Annotated in this window: 14 protein-coding genes; 8 read left to right on the plus strand and 6 right to left on the minus strand. The window is 54.3% G+C overall.

Going from position 1 to position 17,980, the window contains the following annotated elements:
• Window positions 1-26: 26 nt before the first annotated feature.
• From L21SP2_RS14515 to L21SP2_RS14530, 3 genes are all read right to left on the minus strand, one after another.
• A complete protein-coding gene (locus L21SP2_RS14515) occupies window positions 27-911 on the minus strand; it encodes an ROK family protein (RefSeq protein ID WP_144083018.1) in 885 nt (294 codons plus the stop codon).
• 122 nt (window positions 912-1,033) lie between these two features.
• Entirely contained in the window at window positions 1,034-1,342 is a 309-nt protein-coding gene (locus L21SP2_RS14525; protein ID WP_041401658.1) for a winged helix-turn-helix transcriptional regulator, read from the minus strand.
• A 269-nt stretch (window positions 1,343-1,611) separates the two neighbouring features.
• Window positions 1,612-2,994, minus strand: a complete 1,383-nt coding sequence (locus L21SP2_RS14530; RefSeq protein WP_024269333.1) for a GH1 family beta-glucosidase — start codon at window positions 2,992-2,994, stop codon at window positions 1,612-1,614.
• A gap of 215 nt (window positions 2,995-3,209) precedes the next feature.
• Here L21SP2_RS14530 and L21SP2_RS14535 point away from each other — a divergent pair, with 215 nt between their 5' ends.
• The gene (locus L21SP2_RS14535) at window positions 3,210-3,464 is read left to right on the plus strand and encodes a hypothetical protein (RefSeq protein ID WP_024269334.1); all 255 of its coding nucleotides are present in this window, start codon (window positions 3,210-3,212) and stop codon (window positions 3,462-3,464) included.
• Here the strand turns inward: L21SP2_RS14535 and L21SP2_RS14540 are convergent.
• Entirely contained in the window at window positions 3,430-4,074 is a 645-nt protein-coding gene (locus tag L21SP2_RS14540; RefSeq protein ID WP_024269335.1) for a deoxynucleoside kinase, read from the minus strand. The genes L21SP2_RS14535 and L21SP2_RS14540 overlap by 35 nt on opposite strands.
• A gap of 30 nt (window positions 4,075-4,104) precedes the next feature.
• Window positions 4,105-5,088: a cobalamin-dependent protein gene (locus L21SP2_RS17605; RefSeq protein ID WP_024269336.1), complete on the minus strand. Its 984-nt coding sequence runs from the start codon at window positions 5,086-5,088 to the stop codon at window positions 4,105-4,107.
• Window positions 5,089-5,271: 183 nt separating this feature from the next.
• On the opposite strand from L21SP2_RS17605, the gene L21SP2_RS14555 reads away from it, so the two are divergent.
• Entirely contained in the window at window positions 5,272-5,919 is a 648-nt protein-coding gene (locus tag L21SP2_RS14555) for a hypothetical protein (RefSeq protein WP_024269337.1), read from the plus strand.
• Window positions 5,913-7,100, plus strand: coding sequence for a methyl-accepting chemotaxis protein (locus L21SP2_RS14560; RefSeq protein ID WP_024269338.1), 1,188 nt, complete (start codon window positions 5,913-5,915; stop codon window positions 7,098-7,100). The genes L21SP2_RS14555 and L21SP2_RS14560 overlap by 7 nt, the downstream gene beginning before the upstream one ends.
• A 123-nt stretch (window positions 7,101-7,223) precedes the next feature.
• Here the strand turns inward: L21SP2_RS14560 and L21SP2_RS14565 are convergent, their stop codons facing one another.
• Window positions 7,224-8,816, minus strand: coding sequence for a tetratricopeptide repeat-containing diguanylate cyclase (locus L21SP2_RS14565; protein WP_024269339.1), 1,593 nt, complete (start codon window positions 8,814-8,816; stop codon window positions 7,224-7,226).
• 123 nt (window positions 8,817-8,939) lie between these two features.
• On the opposite strand from L21SP2_RS14565, the gene L21SP2_RS14570 reads away from it, so the two are divergent.
• The 5 genes from L21SP2_RS14570 (at window position 8,940) to L21SP2_RS14585 (ending at window position 17,929) form a co-directional block, all read left to right on the plus strand.
• Window positions 8,940-15,344, plus strand: a complete 6,405-nt coding sequence (locus tag L21SP2_RS14570; protein WP_024269340.1) for an RHS repeat-associated core domain-containing protein — start codon at window positions 8,940-8,942, stop codon at window positions 15,342-15,344.
• Window positions 15,341-16,090: a hypothetical protein gene (locus L21SP2_RS14575; protein ID WP_144083019.1), complete on the plus strand. Its 750-nt coding sequence runs from the start codon at window positions 15,341-15,343 to the stop codon at window positions 16,088-16,090. Before L21SP2_RS14570 ends, L21SP2_RS14575 begins: the two co-directional genes overlap by 4 nt.
• Window positions 16,091-16,255: 165 nt before the next feature.
• On the plus strand, window positions 16,256-16,978 hold the full coding sequence (locus L21SP2_RS14580; RefSeq protein WP_144083020.1) for a hypothetical protein: 723 nt from the start codon (window positions 16,256-16,258) through the stop codon (window positions 16,976-16,978).
• A gap of 76 nt (window positions 16,979-17,054) precedes the next feature.
• A complete protein-coding gene (locus L21SP2_RS19090; protein WP_024269344.1) occupies window positions 17,055-17,186 on the plus strand; it encodes a hypothetical protein in 132 nt (43 codons plus the stop codon).
• A 20-nt stretch (window positions 17,187-17,206) separates the two neighbouring features.
• On the plus strand, window positions 17,207-17,929 hold the full coding sequence (locus tag L21SP2_RS14585) for a hypothetical protein (RefSeq protein ID WP_144083021.1): 723 nt from the start codon (window positions 17,207-17,209) through the stop codon (window positions 17,927-17,929).
• The last annotated feature ends 51 nt before the right edge of the window (window positions 17,930-17,980 follow it).

Raw genomic sequence — 17,980 nt, forward strand, 5'->3', positions numbered from 1 at the left:
TCCTCGTATTCTATTCTTTGCTGCAGTTATTGCATTGATGTTGTGGTCTTGGCTCCGGCGTGCTCAAAGGCATCCAGGCCGGTTTTCAATCCCCGAAGGGTGAACTCATCAAAGCTGTCCACGGCATATAGTCTGTTGGCATGGAGACAGGCTGCGCCGTAGGCAGACGCATACTCTCCCTGCCGGGCTTCCCGGATCTGGAAAGCAGGAGTGCCCGAATAGGACCAGTTCTCCGCCACCGCCCGGTGAAGGCATTCGGCGAGTTCGTCCTGAAACCCCTGAATATCGCCGCCCACAATCACCGTGTGAATATTCAGACTGTTAATCAGCAGGGCGATATTCCGGCCCATCTCCAGGAAAAGCCGGGAACGAGTATCTCGATTGGTTGAAAGATCAAGCAGCCGGGATGAAGGGATGGAAAACTGGGTGTCCGACCCCTCCTGCCAATAGACGCTGCGGAATTCACCTGAGGTATGATCAACCCCCTGGTGCACCCGGGAGTCCAGGGCCAGCCCGAGTCCCAGGGATAACCTGGGACGCTCCGCAGGAGCATCACGGAACAGCTCCGATTCTATGAGCATGAACAGTGCGTCCCCCAGCTCCCGATAGCGGGAGGCGAACAGTTCCCCGCCGATTGCCGCATTTGCATCATTTTCAAGCATCACCGGTACACCAAACAGCCGGGCGAACCGCTCCTCAAGGGCAGCATCTTCCTCCGCCCCCAGAAGCCGGGAACGTTTCAGCAGCCCCCGCTGCTGGTCCACAATTCCCGACATGGCCACACCCACGCCCAGCAGCGGCGGACAGGCACCTTCCCCTTCGCCCGCTGCCGCAGGCGGTGCTGAAGACGGTTCGGCTGCAGACGATCCTGCCGCAGACGGGCCCGGTTCACATGCTCCTGCTTCAAACACATACGCATACTCATTCAGTAAAAACCGGGCTGCTTCATCCGCCAGGGATTCGGGAGTGAACCCGCCCCTGATGCCCCGGGAAACATCCCGGTATTCCTCTGCAGAATGAGATCCCGCAGAGATTACGCCCCCCGGGCATCGCTGATCACCACCCTGAGCATATCCGGCAGAAGTTCAACCCCCATGCTGCATGCCCGGTCCTTCCTGATACTCAGCACCAACGGCCGCCGTCCGCTTCCCCCGGAGTGGAGCTCGTCCGGACGCTCCTCAATAATCCCGGCCTCAATGAGGCGGTTCACAATAATGGTCACCGTGGATTTGTCCAGACCGAGATTGCTCGCCAGAAGCTTCCGGCTGATCCGGCTTCCGGACCACACCCACCTGAGAATTCTGTTGGTGTTCAACTGTGCACTCTTCTGATGCGCAGGCATGCTCCCTCCCTGTCCGCCGGATTCGATTGCAATTTTTTGTTGAATAGTTCAACTAATTAGCTATGTTATAAATTGCTTTTTCCCTGTCGTCAAGGCCGGCACAGGGTTTTACTGCTGAAAATGCGGTACTCTCAGGCGAATCTCGTGCCGCCCGGCACCACCAACCCCTGGCCGCGGGCCCCCGGGCGCCCCGGGTCAGGTCCCGCCCGGCACTACCCGGCCCCGCCCGGCAAAGCTGCGCCGCCGCCGGGCATGTTCAGCGCCGGCGGCTACAGATCCGCTCCATTGTTCCCGATCACTCCGGAATACCAGTGGAACGAGTCCTTGGGCGTACGTTTGAAGTCGGAGAAATCCACATGAACCAGGCCGAATCTGTGGCGGTAACCTTCAGCCCATTCGAAATTATCCATCAGAGACCAGTGAAAGTATCCCAGGACATCCGCCCCTGCGGCGGAGGCATCCTTCAGGGAGCCGAGATATCGTTTGGTGAAGTCGATTCTGTAGGCATCGTGAACTTTGCCGTCGGTCTGCACCCAATCGTGGCCGCTCATACCGTTTTCGGTGATCACCACCGGAATATTGTAGCGCTCATGAAAGAAGCGGGGCACCCAGTAGAGGGCCCTGGGGGTGACCGGCCATTGAAAATGGGTTCTGGGATAGCCGGCCCCAAGATCATCGGTCTGGCGAATTTCCGGCTCTCCATGGGAGTCGTACACCGCCCGTGCCCAGCTGTGGTACACGTTCAGACCGCAGAATCCCAGCGGAGCGCTGATGTGCTTCAAATCTTCTTCCCAGCCCTCGGGAAGGTGTTGACCGTGGGTTTTCAGGTAGGCGTCGGGATATTTTCCCAGAAAAACCGGATCGTTCCACAATGCGGTGCCGAATCCGAAATGGGGCTCGTCAACAAAAGAAAACTGGGCTTCCCTGGCGGCGTCCACCAGCCGCTGGTCGGTCTCATCGGCAGGCTCCACCCCGCCCACCGCCGGGGCCCATCCGATATTCAGGGCATCGGCGCCGTTTACGCAATTGGATTTCAGCTGCTCAACCGCCATACCGTGGGCGCTGAGTACATGCTGAATGATCCGCACCATATCTTCAGGGGGGAGCTTGAGTCCCGGTGCATGAATCCCCATGTCGTGCCCCAGGGTGGTGAACATCTGGGGTTCATTCAGGGTGATCCAGTTATCCACCCTGTCGGAGAAGCGTTTGGAGAGAAGAGCGGCGTATTCGCCGAACCATTTGGGGCTGTCCGGGTTCAGCCAGCCGCCCCGGTAAAACAGCTCCAGAGGGTAATCCCAGTGAAACATGGTAATAAACGGCGTAATATCCGCCTCAAGAAGGGCATCGATGAGTCTGTCGTAAAACTCCACACCCCGCTCTTCCACCGCTCCGGTTCCCCGGGGCAGCACACGGGGCCAGCTCAGGGAGAAACGGTATGCATTGATGCCCAGATCTTTCATCAGGCTGATATCTTGTTCAAGATGATGATAATGATCACAGGCGCTGTTTCCGGTATCGCCCCCGGCAATTTTCTGATCCCAGTTCACCATCCGGTCCCAAACGGAACGGCCCTTTCCGTCTTCGTTCCACGCCCCTTCTATCTGATACGAGGCAGTAGAAGCCCCCCAGTAAAAATCTTCCCGAAATGCCATAACGTCTCCTCCCACCGGGACGGGCACCCGCCCACGGATCTATATTCTTTTACATAAACTAACTATTAAAAACTATATTATCAGCACTTGTTTGCGGATGGAAGCCTTGGATGAGAATTTCATGAAAATTTTCATTTTCACTGGCAGCGAAAGGCCGATTTTCGTATCATACTCATAACGAGTCCGGAGTCCCGCAGCTTCGGAAGGAGATATATATGCTTGAACTCAATCTTCCTGCCCATGCAGGCTATGAGGATATGATAACACGGGCCGACGCATCAGGCCTTCAGATCAGTGTTATCCGGGATGCAACCCTGGAAGGTCCGATTCTCCGTGACGAAGTAGTATTTGTACGGGGACGGGGGGAAATTTACCGGGAGCTTGACCGTCTATCCAATATCGAAACCGGGGAACCCGGAAGCGGTCCGGAGGATCTCAGGGAAGAAACAACTCTTCTTGACCGGAACTGAGAGCACGGATGACCCGTTCGCTTACTCTGTCGATGTCCGACGGATTTGAGCGCACATCTATTCTGTTCATATCCAGACTCAGGACGGGACAGTAGCTCCAGTTCCGTATCCATTCATCATACAGCTCATTCAGCTGTTCAAGATACGAAGCCGGTATCTCTTTTTCAAACTCACGCCCTCTCAGGGCGATCCGCTTTTTCAGTGTGGGCACCGATGCTTCCAGATACACAATCAGATCCGGTGCGCCCAAGAGCTCAACTATCAGCTCATAAAATTTCCAGTAGGTATGGAAATCCCTGTCGTCTATGTACCCCTGCCGTGCCAGGTTCCTGGCAAAAATATTGGCATCTTCATACACAGAACGGTCCTGGACCACCGAACCGCTGTAATGCTGCAGCCGCCTGTGCATCTCCAGACGGTCTGCCAGGAAAAACATCTGGGAATGATACGCCCATGCGGACATATCAGCATAAAAATCTTTCAGATAGGGGTTCTCCCCCACCGGCTCATAATATGCCTTCCAGTTCAATTTCCGGGAAAGGAGCTCCACCAGAGTGCTTTTCCCCGCACCGATATTTCCTGCAACTACAATGTATTGTTTTTTTTCCATACCCTGCCGGACCTGAGAAATGTGCCGGAATTACAGAAGCTTATCCAGCATTGAGACGGCCTCCACGCCTCGCTGGGCGAAGGCATCGGCATTGATCTTTTGCCACAACCCCTGTTCGTGGGCAAACGCCTGACCGCCCACCAGTATAAGGGGTTTTTTGGTCTCGCTGGAACTCTTCAGGGCCGATATGAGCATTTCTGCGGAATGAAGATTGTACGGCATGGTGACCGACAGTCCGACCACATCCGGGGTGAAGCTTTTAATTGCCTCGGCAGCCTCGGGACCGGGAAGATAGGTCCCCAGGTACATCACATCCCAGCCTTCCATGTACAGATAGTCGCAGACCATCATCAGGCCGATACCGTGCATCTCCCCGTTCACCACAACTCCCAGAAACCGCTTGTTTCTGGAGGGCTTGCGTTTCATGTAGCCCCGGAGCAGACCCATGCAGGACATAATGCTTTGGGAGATGCTGTGTTCCTGATGGATGGCCAGTTTGCCCTCGGCCCACAGCTCACCTGAGCGGTAGAGTACCGGTTCAAGAATATCCCGGTAAATGGCGCTCACAGGAAGGCCGAGGTAGGCAATTTCATTTATGCGGTTGATGGCCACCACGGGTTTCCCGTTGGCCGCAAGATCGATGTACTGTTTCACTTCATACGACGGATCCACGTGCTTTGCGGTCTGATACATTTCCAGGGGAGGATTGACGCCCCGGATATCAGGATCCGATTCAAGGTAGCGGCCTCCGCCTTCCCCTGAATTGCCGAAACTGCTGATGGTACGGTTATCCGCATGAACCCGTGTGCTCAGCCCGTCATCCCGTCCCAGAAGCTCGTCTACGCTCACCTCAAGAACTTCCGCGATCCTCAGAAGAGATTCGGTATCGGGACTGCGGTTGCCCTGCTCGTAGTTGGCAATGGCCGTCTGCCCGATATCCAGAGCTTCGCCCAATTGCCGCTGGGTCATTCCCCGGCGCTTTCGTAATGTTTTCAGGTTTTCTGCCAGTCCCATTCTTGTAGTATAGATAAAATATCACGAAGTGTGAATATAATTCCGATCTCTGTTTGTATTTCTTTTCATCTCTTCCATGGGTAGAAAAACCACTATATACTTATGCGGGGAATATATTTCATGGCATTAGGCATTTTAAAACAACACAATAGCAAGAGCTGAAACAAGCTGAAGGAATTACCAATGAGCATTCGCTTCCGCCTATATCTTCAATCATTTTTGGCCGTCCTGGGCATGCTGGCAGCAGTGGCCATCTTTCTATTTATGCAGAGTTCAGTGGGACGCATTCAAAACCTTATCAGCAGCGGAACCTCTGCTGTGAACAGCTGGAACTCCTTCTCCCACGCAACCAAGGATGTACTTTACCGCCCGGGTGTTATCGCCAAACAGGCCGCCGTCTGGATAACCGAACGGGAAAACGGCATAGAAGCCATGAACAGATTTCTGTCCAACCCCATTTTTTCCCGCACCAGCGAGCAGACCCGCCGGGATTCCCAACAGCTTGCGGGCATGCTGGAGGAGATCAGCTCCCGGTCGGAGGAGATTATCGGGCTGATGAACTCCTACGAAGAAGCAATCAACGCAGACCGGGATATCGGGGGCGGATTGAGCTATAAACTGGGGTATTATCAGGCATCCGGAGACCTGAACCGGGTATTCCAAACCGGACGGATGCTGGAGCGTTCCATGCTCAACCTCATTCCCATGATGCAGAACCTTGAAGGGGGACTCAGCACCCTGTTTTCCACCCTTGAAGAAGAGGTGCTTCGTACCGGAAGCCGGCTTCAGGCCATCGCAATGGCAATGGCGGGGCATTCGCCGCCGTGGTGATCATACTGTCCATCCTCATCGTCAGGAGCATTCTTAAGCTGATACGGCTGCTTGAGGCAGGAGTCCGACGGGCAGGAAACCTCGATCTCACCGTTTCCTTTCCGGAAAGCAGGGATGAACTGGGACAGCTGGGCAGGCAGCTCAATGTTCTGTTCGCAAAGCTTCACGGCATAGTCGGCGAACTGAAACGCTTCTCCGCAGGCAGTCTGGAGAGCGACGGGACTCTAAACGAGTCGGTACAATCCATGACCGGGCTTCTCAACACCAACCGGGAACACATGCACAACCTGGAATTTTCCGCATCCAACCTGGGAGAACAGGTACAGCAGGTTCAGGAACAGACACAGGCCATTGAACACAGCGTGGAATCCATTAACCGTTTCATGGAAGAGCAAAGCGCTTCCGCCGACGAGAGCTCAGCGGCCATCGAGGAGATGGAAGCCAGCCTCCGAAGAATTGCAGAGATCATCAGCGCCAGGCACGGCGAACTTCTGGAGCTGGTGGAAAGCACCCGGAGCAGCCAGGAACAGGGAAAACTGAGCACCGAAACCATCAGCTCGGTGGCGGAAGATATCGACGGACTGAACGAGATACTAACCGTTATTACCGGCGTTGCCAGCCAGACATCCTTATTATCCATGAACGCCGCCATCGAAAGCGCCCACGCAGGAGATGCAGGACGGGGATTCGCCGTGGTTGCAGAGGAAATCCGGAAACTCGCCGAAACCACCACCCAGCGTTCCAAAGAAATCAGGGAAAACCTGAAAAACATCATCGGTAAAATCCAGGGTGCCGAGGAAGCCAGCCTGAAAAATTTCGAATATCTTGAGCAGTCGGCCCAGCGACTGGTGCATTTCGCCCAGTCCATGGAAGAAATTCAGCAGTCCACCTCGGAAGTATCAACCGGAAGCCGTCAGGTGCTCACTGCAGCCAATGAGCTGAGCAACTCGGTAAACAGCAGCCGGGAAAGCAGCCGGAGCATTCAGAAATCCATCGGGGAGATCGGCCGGAACATCGGTACAGTCCAGGAGTTCAGCTCCCGGCTCAATGGAAGAGTAGGCGATATGCTGGATCATTCAGGGAAAATTCTGGAGCAGGTAAATCAGGTTGAAAATATCCAGCAGCACAACAGCAAGCAGATCCGCTCGCTGGGCTCAATGGTGGACGACTTCACCACCTGAACCGATTCGCCTGAATCACTTGATTCCAGGGGCACCGGCACCGCTACCAGGAACAGATGCACCGGCACCAGGAACAGATGAGATCCGGCGGGATCTGGAGGGAGCTCGGAGGCGAAAAGCTTCTTAGAGTCCCGGCGTTCTCTTTGCCGCATACATTCGTTCATCGGCGATCTGAAGGATCTGCTGGAGATCCAGATCTCCTTCGGCATTCACGCCCCCGAGACTGAGCTGAACGGTCAAGCCCGGAGAAATATCTTCCCAAAGCTCTCTCTCAACCGCTTCATGAATCTTGGAAATAACGGTGCTCAGATTCTTCTCATCCGCCCCGGGCAGCAGAAGAATAAACTCGTCGCCGCCGTATCGGATCACCAGATCCCCCTTCCGCAGGCAATCAGTAAGAAGAGCGGCAATGCGCACAAGCACCTCATCCCCGGCCTGATGGGAATGGGTGTCGTTGATCATTTTGAATTGATCCACATCTGCAAACACCACCCCCAAATCCTCTCCGCTTCGGGTAATCCGGGCAAGCTCTCCGGGCATGTGGGCCATGAGATAGCGTCGGTTCAGCAATCCGGTAAGGGGATCGTGGATGAGCTGTTCCTCCAGCTGTCGGTTACTTTCTTCAAGCCGCGCCTTCAGATCCCTGAGCTCGGTGTTCTGCAGCCGATACAGCTCCCGCTCCAGCTTTACCCGTTCCAGATCCAGCAGCGCCAGAGCTTTGGTGAGATTGTTGTCTCCGATGCGTACCCCCAGTTCTTTTTGAAGCTTGAGGGCCCTGCGCTCATACATCAAGGCGTTTTCCAGATCACCCCGGTATTCATAAAACCGGCCCATCAGTTCATAGCAGCGAATGGTATTTTGAATAGGCTGCTGTTCCTCAAGCCGTTCTTCCGCCTGAAAAAGGGGGCCTTCAGCCTCATGGTACCGCCCGTCATCCATCAGCAGGGTTGCATAGTTCAGAAGGATCTCTTCCAGCCAGCTCTTAACCGGCAGATCGGACATCAGCTCCAGGGCTTGCCGGTACATCTCTTCCGACTCTTCAGTACGCCCTTCGTTGTTGAGTACATCTGCATACTTGGCAATGCTGTGGGCTTCATAGGATGGATTCGCGCAGGTCCGGAATATTTCCCTGGATTCATCCAGATATGCACAGCCCTCTTCGGCTGATCCGTTCATACCCAGAAGCCGCCCCAGGTTGGAAAGGATAATCCCCAGGTTCATCAGGTCCGCGTCTTCCAGACCCTCGTATGACGGATCATCTTCCGTCTGCATCACTTTTCTGGCGGAGTCATAGTATTCCACCGCTTTGGCTATCTGCCCGATTTCTTCATAGATTATTGCGGTGTTGTTCAACGCCGATGCCGCTCTCAGGGGCCATTCCTCCCCGAACAGCTGATATGCTTTGCTGCAGTGCTCTATTGCCAGCTGATACACCGAAAGCTGACCGTAGAGCACCCCCTGGGTGAGGTGCGCCTCCGCCTCTTCCCGGGTATTCCCCTGGCTCACTGCGGCATGTTCGCCTTTCCGGGCATACTCAAGACCGGTTGCATGATCCTGAGTCAGGAACGCGCATTTGGCGCACATCCGGTATGCCTCCGCCGGCCCGCCGGGAAGTTCACTGCAGTCTGTTTTTTCAACACACTGCTGAAAAAGGTTCAAAGCTTCATCAAATTTTCCCTGCTCAAGGGCCGCCTGGGCATCCTGTAGTACAGACATAACCACAGTATATATATTCAGGCAAAAAATCACAAAACGTGAAGAATAATTTTTTCATAAAACAATCAGATACGCCTTTTTTCCGGTGAACAATGTGGAGCACATTCCCCAAGGAGCCCGCATATGCACCGAAAATCACTTTCCGTCTTCTCAAAATCCGCCCCGGTTGTACCGGTTGTGATACCTGCGCTGCTGTTCATCCTGATCAGCGGACTCTCCCTGCATGGTGAAACCAAAACCTCGAACGTAAACAAACAGTATGTGAAAAAGGATCAATTCAGAATTATCACCCCATCTGCGCCCAAAACCTTTCAGATATATCATACCTATACCTACGACAAGGTGACCCGTGAATACACCTACACCACCTGGTCGTATAATCCGTATGATCAAAGCTATGAAGTTCAAGGAAGCCACGACACCAGGGCCGCCGCTGTCAGTGCAAAACCCAGCGGGGGGAAAATCACCGTATCCAGCTCCGTTGTAGATAAGAAAACCAATCTCAAAGGTACGGAGGTGGTCAGCAGCTGCAGCATAGATGGGGCTTCAATTTCTGCAGATGATATCAGCGATTACGCTGCAGCGAAGCTGAAAGAATCGGATGATGCCCTGAAGGACGGTGAACTGCAGGATATTATTAATGATGATAACGCCGGGCAAAGCGAAGAGGCCTGCGATCCCGAAACCGCAGAGAGCGGCCACGACGCCTCGGCAGAACAAGCCGCTGAAGACGCCGAGGAGGAGGAAAAAAGCTACTTTGCCCGGGCCTTCGGCGATCCGGTGCAGCTGTCCAGCGGCTCCCTCTTGCTGACCGAAGAAGACCTTCGCATCCCTCTGCCCGGGGATGCTCCGCCGTTCAGCTTGAGCAGAACCTACCGCAGCGAATCGCTGCACACAGGGGCGCAGGGGCGCAACTGGTTCGGCTCCCTGGAAGCCCGGCTTATCCGCTGCAACTCCCTCAGCTTCTGGACATCCGGAGATTTATGCCGGCAGGAAATTGAACGTCTCCGGCAGGTGCTGCTCGATCTGGATACCGCAGCGGAAAATGAAAAAACCCGTCTTGAAGGTCTGCTTCCGGATCTTGTGGAAAGTGCCGAGGATCTTGAAACGGCCGCACTGGAGTACCTGTCAAAGTCCAAAAAGGCGAATTCCGCCGGACAGACCGGCTACGGCAAACTGTCCCGGCGATGCAGCGCCCGGGCGACGCTACTCCGGGAGCGTATTTCCCTCATCCAGGAACGCATAGAACTGCTGTACGGTACTCTGCTGCCGGCGGAACGGCAGAGAATTGATCTGCAGATTTCCAGCCTGAAGGAAATGTCTGCTGCATCGGATCAATACAGCATGCGCCGACAGCTTCTGGAAAAGCAAACCCGGGAGCTGTACACCATCGCCGGTCCGCCGGCGGGAGGCTCCGGCGCATCGGAGATTCAGAGCATCGGGAAACAGGCCGGACTGAATACCATCCTGTGGATATCTCCCTCAGGAGGCCTTCGCACATTTCACCGCATTGATGACGGAGACCCCCGGGAATCTCCGGTTTCCTCCGACGGCGGAGGAAGACACGGCGGTCTTCCCAAAGACGGTATTTTTCCTGCATCTTCCCTGAGTTACCGCTGTACATCCCTGCCCCGTCATCGTCTGGTACTCCGGGAGGACGGCAGCATGTGCATCCGTCAGCCGGGAAATATTCTCAGCGAGTACGATTCACTGGGCCGTTTCAGGGGCAAATACCGGCTGCTGCCTCCCGGTTCACCCATGCTTCTCTATGAGTACCGCTATGCTCCCGGCGACGGGAAACCCGGGTATCTGCCGGAGAGCATTATGCTGTACGGCGGGCGGCAGCTGAACCTTCAGTGGATGAATCAGGGTGCACGCCGGCTGTTGAAGAAACTGCACTTCAGCTTTCCGGGAATGGAAAAGAAGGAGATTATCTATTCATACTCCCCGGACGGATATCTCCAAAGCGTTGTCTGCCACGACGGCAGAAGAAAAGAATACAGCTGGAACAGCAGACTCGTATCGAGCCGGGTGAAACATCCCGGCGACTCTCCGGATATTCATAAAACCTACAGCTACGATAAAGACGGCCGGGTGACAGCGGTCCGGGACAGCCGGGGCTATTCAGAAGAATTCAGCTATTTTCTTCGAACCGGCTCCCGGGGCAACAGCGTAGCCCGGGCCCGCTACAGCTATGACCCGGGACCGGGACAGCCCGGCGGTAATTCCCCCGCCGTCCCCGGTTTCCCGGAAGATACCGGGCGCTACGGAGAACCGGGAACCCTGGAGTATGAGTTCGATAATCACGGCCGCATCTCCCTCTCCAGAAAATACGACAGCCGGGGAACACTGAAGGAGATCCGAAGAAAAGAATATTATCCGGACACCCCCGGTTTACTGCACCGGGAGCTGATCACCGGCTTTCATTCCCCCCCCGCTGATCCGGACATCCCGGCGGGCAGCCTGCCGGACACCGGACTGCAGCCGCCGGAAATTCATGAGGAAGTGATCTATGAATATTTCACCGACCCACATCGCAGGGGACTTCTGAAAAGCATCACCCGGAACTCCGATGATCCCCGCCGTCCCCCGGGTACATTCAGCTTTCAGTATAATGATCAGGGTTACCTCACCCAAAGCATGGATCCCGACGGAGTGTCAGTTCGCTACAGCTACAACTCTGCGGGGCTGCTTCGGGAAATCCTGAAAAATGACGGAGGCCGCCAACGCTACGATTACGACAGCCGGGGGCTCTGTACCGGGTTCAGCGATGAAGAAGGCAACAGCTGGCAGTATGCCCGGGATCAGTACGGGAACCGCAGCCGGCTTACCGATCCTCTGGGCAGCAGCTATACGTTTCAATTCGATGCCCTTGGTCGCTGCAATGCCGCAGAAGGCCCGCTGGGTGAAGATCTCATGGCCCCCGACTTCTACCGGGAGATTGTACCACCGCCGGATCCTCGCAGTCTGGTTCCCGATGACACTTCTGCCGCCGTGGCGGACAGAATCCGCAGGTACACCCCCGCCGGCAGAACTGCCGAGCTTCTGCCATCCCTCTCCTGCCCGGACACCCCGGTCTCAATCGTCCGGGATGAATGCGGTAGAGCGGAGCGCATCGATTATCCTGGAGATGCAGACAGTCTGATACATTACGACCGATGCGGCAGAATCATCCGCTTCACCCACCGCAACGGAGGTACCAGCCGCTATGAATATGACCCCTGCGGCAGGATCATCTCTGTTACCGGTCCCCTGGGAGCCCGCAGCGAGTACCACCGGGATGCCCGGGGACGGGTAATCCGCATCATAGAAAACATCTGCAGCCAATGGCCCCGGGGACTCACCCGGAAGGACCTTCTCTATGACCAGCTGGGACAGCTGACAGAGATAAGCTACCCCGACGGAAGCAGCGAACAGTTCACCTATGATGAACAGGGCAGAATGAAATGCCGAAGGGACCGATGGGGCAGAATGCACCGCATCACCAGAATTGAAGCCGACCATGGCGAAACTGCCCCGGAAGCCAATCCCGGGAAAACAGGCGGCAGTCAGACCCCGGCGGCCCGGGGTGAAACCAGTATCAGTTATGAATCTCCGGGAACATATCGCCGGGAAATCTACGATTCCCGTCTCAGGCTCAAGGCAGTCCTTGCCGGTCCGGATTCCCGGAAGCTTCACCTGCTCACCGACCTTCTCTATTCGCCTGACGGCATGAGCCGGGCAAGCAGGCCCGGGGGGCTGAACTCCTGGCGAACCCATGCAGACATCGATAAGGGCATTCGTACAATCCGGGACCCCGACGGTATGGAACAGATCAGCCGATTCGATACTGCCGGAAGAGTTATCGGGCTGCAGCGGGGGCAGATGAGAAGAGATTACGCCAGGAACGCCGACGGGCGGATTGTCCGGGACACCGGCGGGTATCCTTCCGGAGCCGCTGGTTCACCGAGCTCAGGAGGACGGGAGATTGCGTATCAGCTGGATTATCTGGGGCGGATTGTCCGGGAGGAGCGCTCCCCGGGCGGGATAAGCAGCTACACCTACCGGGGAAACCGCCTCATCCGCTCAGCTCACAGCGACGGCCGGGAACTGAACTTCAGCTGGAATCCCGCAGGACAGCTCCTGCAGGCGGAAGATGCCGGAGGCGGACTCCTCACATCCATATCCTACGATCCGGCGGGAAGAATAACCAACGCCCGGGCACGCTGCGAGTCTCTGGAATTTAAATGGGACCGGGAAGACCGTCTCCGGGAAACTGCATCTCAAGGCTCCGGCCTGAGCCACAGGCTGGAATGGGGTTCTGCCGACCTGCTGAAATCCATCCGGCTCTCCACCGGAGACCAAAGTGCTCAGCCGCTGGGGCTGCCTTCATGTGAATATCAATACGATGAAGCAGACAGGATCAGCGGCATCCGTCTCAGTGCGGCAGATTCCGGCGGTGACATCCAGCTTCAGTTCCGCCGGGACGGCCTGGGCAGAATAACATCTGTATGGACGAGCCGGAGGAACGGAAGTTCTGCCCCCGAGCTGCTGCAGCGCTTCAGCTACACCAGGGACGGCTGCATGGAATCCGACCTGTTGTACTCCAGCAAGGATCCGCACCATCCTTCAGGTGGACATATCTACAGCTATACCCCCGGCAGAAAGCTGCGTTTCAGCATGAATGCAGAAAGCGGGCTGGGAAGCTACCAGTACGGATCATCAGGTAAGCTTATCTCCGCCCTCACACCGCCCAATACCCTGTCCAAGCCGAACGGCGGAACCTCAGGAGACTCCGGTCAACAGGAGCTGGTGTGGGCGGGAATCGACCCGGATCATATAGATTCCCTGAGTGAACTCTGGGATTCCCGGGATCTGCCCCGGCGCTTTTCGGCATACCAGCAGCTGGAAAAAATGAACCTGGCTCCCCGGGCCTCAGGCATTGAACTGGACGGCTTCGACCGTATGGTCCGCTGGGAGCTTGACGGGAAGATATTCCAGGCCGCATACAACAGCTTGTCCCGTCTCTCCCGGCTGGAAGTGGAGAGCAGCCTCGGTCAGACCGGCATCAGATACGAATACGATGCCCTGAACCGTCTCTGCCTCAGGGAGGAACTTTCCCGCAGGATCTCCCCGGACCGGGAACGCCGCCCCATGGAAGACGAAACCCTCACACGAACCCGCTTCACCTACATGGGCACAAGCAGCCGGGTACTGGCAACGCTACACTACAGTTCGCACCATACATATCTGCAGCCCACGGGGCCCGGTACGGAACCCCGGGATGGGGAAAACGCTCCCATGGTTGCGGAAAAACCCGAAGGGGACGGCTACCGCAGCAATTCCCCCGGTTCTGCTTCCGGGCAGACTTCCGGCTCCACACCAAGAGCCTTCCCCGACGGCCCGCAAGAGATCTCAGATGACACCCGTCAGCTCACACCCCGGGCAATATGCATGTACCACTGGGCGGACGGAACAATTGTTGCCCTGAGCATTGCCCGCAGCGGCCGGCCGGGTGTAAGCAGCACTCCCGGCGGGGAGGACGGCATGCACACTCCCGCAGACCGGGGCTTCCGGGCTTCCGGCCCCCGGACCGAGGGAGGGGACGCAGCGGCTACACAGTCGTTGAGTCATTATTATCTTCCGGACAGCCGGAATGGAAGCAAACAGGCCGTGGTGGACTTACAAAACCTCCACGCCTCTATGATACACTATGAAGTGTACGGAAAACCCCATTACGGCAGCAGCGAAAACGGCAATAATCTCCTGGAGGAACTCAGCAGCCTGGGCGTCTGCGTGCCCGGCTTCGCCGGCCGGGGCTACAACCCGTCCTCGGGGCTCATCAACTTCGGATACCGCTACTACCTGCCCTGCGCCCGGCGCTTTCTCACCCCCGACCCCCTCCGCAGCGGCTACAGCTGGACCGCCTATTGCGACGACGACCCGCTAAACTTCACAGACAGCCTGGGCCTTCAGAAGCAGGGCTTCGTTCATTATGATGTTGAGGGGGAGAGGTTTTGGGGATTCACGTGTGACGATGAAGAAGACAATCTGGATGATGTAAATTTTTTCGATGTGTACACCACAAATAACTTACGGGACAGGGAATATCCTACCGAAACAGGAGATCTTACAGACGACCCGGTAACAACCATTTTAGAAAGTAAGGAAAGAGGAAATGCGTATTATCCGGAACACTTCCCTCGGGGGGGCTTCAATGTAAACAAAGTTATCGAAACACATGATCCGGATTACGGCCCTTATTTTATTTCAACCGATGCAACAGCTGAGGTTGAGACCTATCAATATGAGGCTGATTTGAAAAAGTGGACTCCCCGGGTGGATGAAGGTGGAAACCTGCTTACCGAAACCGATTCGGGCTATGGCTTTCATGCCGGAGGTTCAGTAAATACCTACAATGACGCCAATAATCCGGACGCTACCACCAAGGGCTGTGGAAGACATTCAACCAGCGATAACATTATGCTGGCGAAGCTGTTCAAGGAAGTTCTTGATGATGGAGGAACCATAGAAGGATGTGCAAAATGAGGCTACTAATCACAGCGCTGTTAATGATGCTTTCGTGCTGCAGCGTAATTTTTTCCCAGAATACCGTCGTTGCCCGCTTCCGGGACGCTCAGCAAAATTTCCGTGAAGTGAAAGACATCAGACATTTCAGCTTCCGCTTCAACGATGAGGGCAGACTTATTGAATATCGGATTGAGGATCAGCTTGAGAACCGGCCGAGACGACCCCGACGGATCGTTACATTCCAGGATCATGACGATTATATTGCGTATTCCAGATCGGATTTCAGTCAGGGTGAACTGACAAATGAAGAACGTCGGATCATTCGTAAAAAACAAGACGGTTATGAAGTCATCCGGTCAGCAGATCCTGAAGGAGAACCGGATCTATTCTACACTATGACTGGAGAAAATTATTTTACTCAAGTCTATAAAGACATGGAAATCTATTCGATAGATTTGTCTATGAATAATTTAAGTACACATCCCATATACAATACAAACGCAGCCATTATCCGGTTTATCTATGAGGGCGAAAAACTTAATCGAGTCATGTACGATGATAGAAAATACGCACAGGTCACATACCAGGAGGATTACATACATATGATAAGCCCATCCCTGGATATGGGAGACCGAAACCTGTACATCTACATAGGCGACGGCTATGTCCCCCCCGCCGACAATATGATCCAAGCGTTCAATGCGTTCCTCATGCCGGGGGAGTATCAAGGATTCTTCTTGCCGTTTCTGGTGGGTTATTTTTAATACAGATTGGAAAAAACTTGCCACTAACCCCGACGATACCACCCTTGGCTGCGGCAGGCAGGATACAGAAGACAACGCCATGCTGGCGAAGCTGTTCAAGGAAGTTCTTGATGACGGAGGAACCATAGAAGGATGCGCAAATTAAAGATTTTCATTGCAGCATTAATGTTGTTGTTAATAAGCGGCGGATTACTCTCGGCCCAGAATACCATTACAGTAAGGTTCAGAAGTGCGCAGCAAAACACCACCCTGAGAAAAACCATCAGATATTTCACCTTTAATTTCAATGCCGATGGAAGACTAGTGGAATGCCGGATTGAGGAACAGCGTGAGGACCAGCCAAGAAATCTTCGAAGGCATGAGACATTTCAGGACCAGGATGATCATATTCTGTATATGAGAGACGATTATTTCCAAAACCAAATCACCAAAGATGAACAGCTAGTCATCCTCAGCAGAGAAGACGGCTATTCGGTGATCCGGTCGGGGAACCCAGAGGGCACAGCCGACCTTTTTTTCATAAAATCGGGGGCATCAAGCTTTACTCAAATATATAAAGATATGGAAATATACTCAATTGATTTCTCAGGTCACATCCTTGCTGTACACCACATTTACCACGATGCACCGAGCATTCTGCATCATTACAACAATGAGCGTCTGGATTACGGAATGCACGGAGAGCAACTGTTTTATGAGGCCGAATACACAGAAGAATATATTCATGTCACCTACCCCACACCGGACATGGGAGATGGGAATATTTACGTCTACATAGGTGACGACTATGTCCCCCCAGCCGACGATATGATCCGGGCCTTCAATGCATTTCTCATGCCCGGAGAGTATCAAGGCTACCTGCTGCCCTTTGTGGTGGGGTATTTTTGACGGGTTTGAAAATCATGCTACTAATCCAGATGCCGCTACCAAAAGCTATGGAAGCCATTTCACCAGTGGCGATCCCATGGAGAAAAGCAACCCCGACGATACTACCCGGGGATGCGGCCGACATTCAACCAGAGATAACATTATGCTGGCAAGGTTATTCAAGGAAGTGTTAGATGACGGAGGAACCATAGAAGGATGTGCAAATTAAAGATTTTCATTGCAGCATTGATGTTGATGTTAGTGAGCAGCGGATTACTCACGGCCCAGAATACCATTACAGTAAGGTTCAGGAGTGCGCAGCAAAACACCACTCTGAGAAAAACCGTCAGATATTTCACCTTTAATTTCAATGCCGATGGAAGACTAGTGGAATGCCGGATTGAGGAACAGCGTGAGGACCAACCAAGAAATCTTCGAAGGCATGAGACATTTCAGGACCAGGATGACCACATATTGTATACGAGAGAAGATTTTTCACAGGGCGAACTGACCAAAAAAGAGCGTCGAATCATCCTCAGCAAAGAAGACGGCTATTCAGTGATCCGTTCCGCAGACCCCGGAGGAACACCTGACCTGTTCTTTAATAGAAGGGGAGAAGATGATTTTATTAAGATCTATAAAAATATGGAGATAAGTTCGATAGAATTTACTACAGATGAATTAGCTGTACACCACATTTACCACGATGCACCGAGCATTCTGCATCATTACAACAATGAGCGTCTGGATTACGGAATGCACGGAGAGCAACTGTTTTATGAGGCCGAATACACAGAAGAATATATTCATGTCACCTACCCCACACCGGACATGGGAGATGGGAATATTTATGTCTACATCGGCGACGATTACGTCCCACCTGCCGACGATATGATCCGGGCCTTCAATGCATTTCTCATGCCAGGGGAATATAGAGGCTACCTGCTGCCCTTTGTGGTGGGGTATTTTTGACGGTGGCCGGATAATCGTCGGGGGAAAACCCGGCGGAGGGTCGTTTTCCCA

Source organism: Salinispira pacifica, assembly GCF_000507245.1.
Lineage (GTDB): Bacteria > Spirochaetota > Spirochaetia > DSM-27196 > Salinispiraceae > Salinispira > Salinispira pacifica.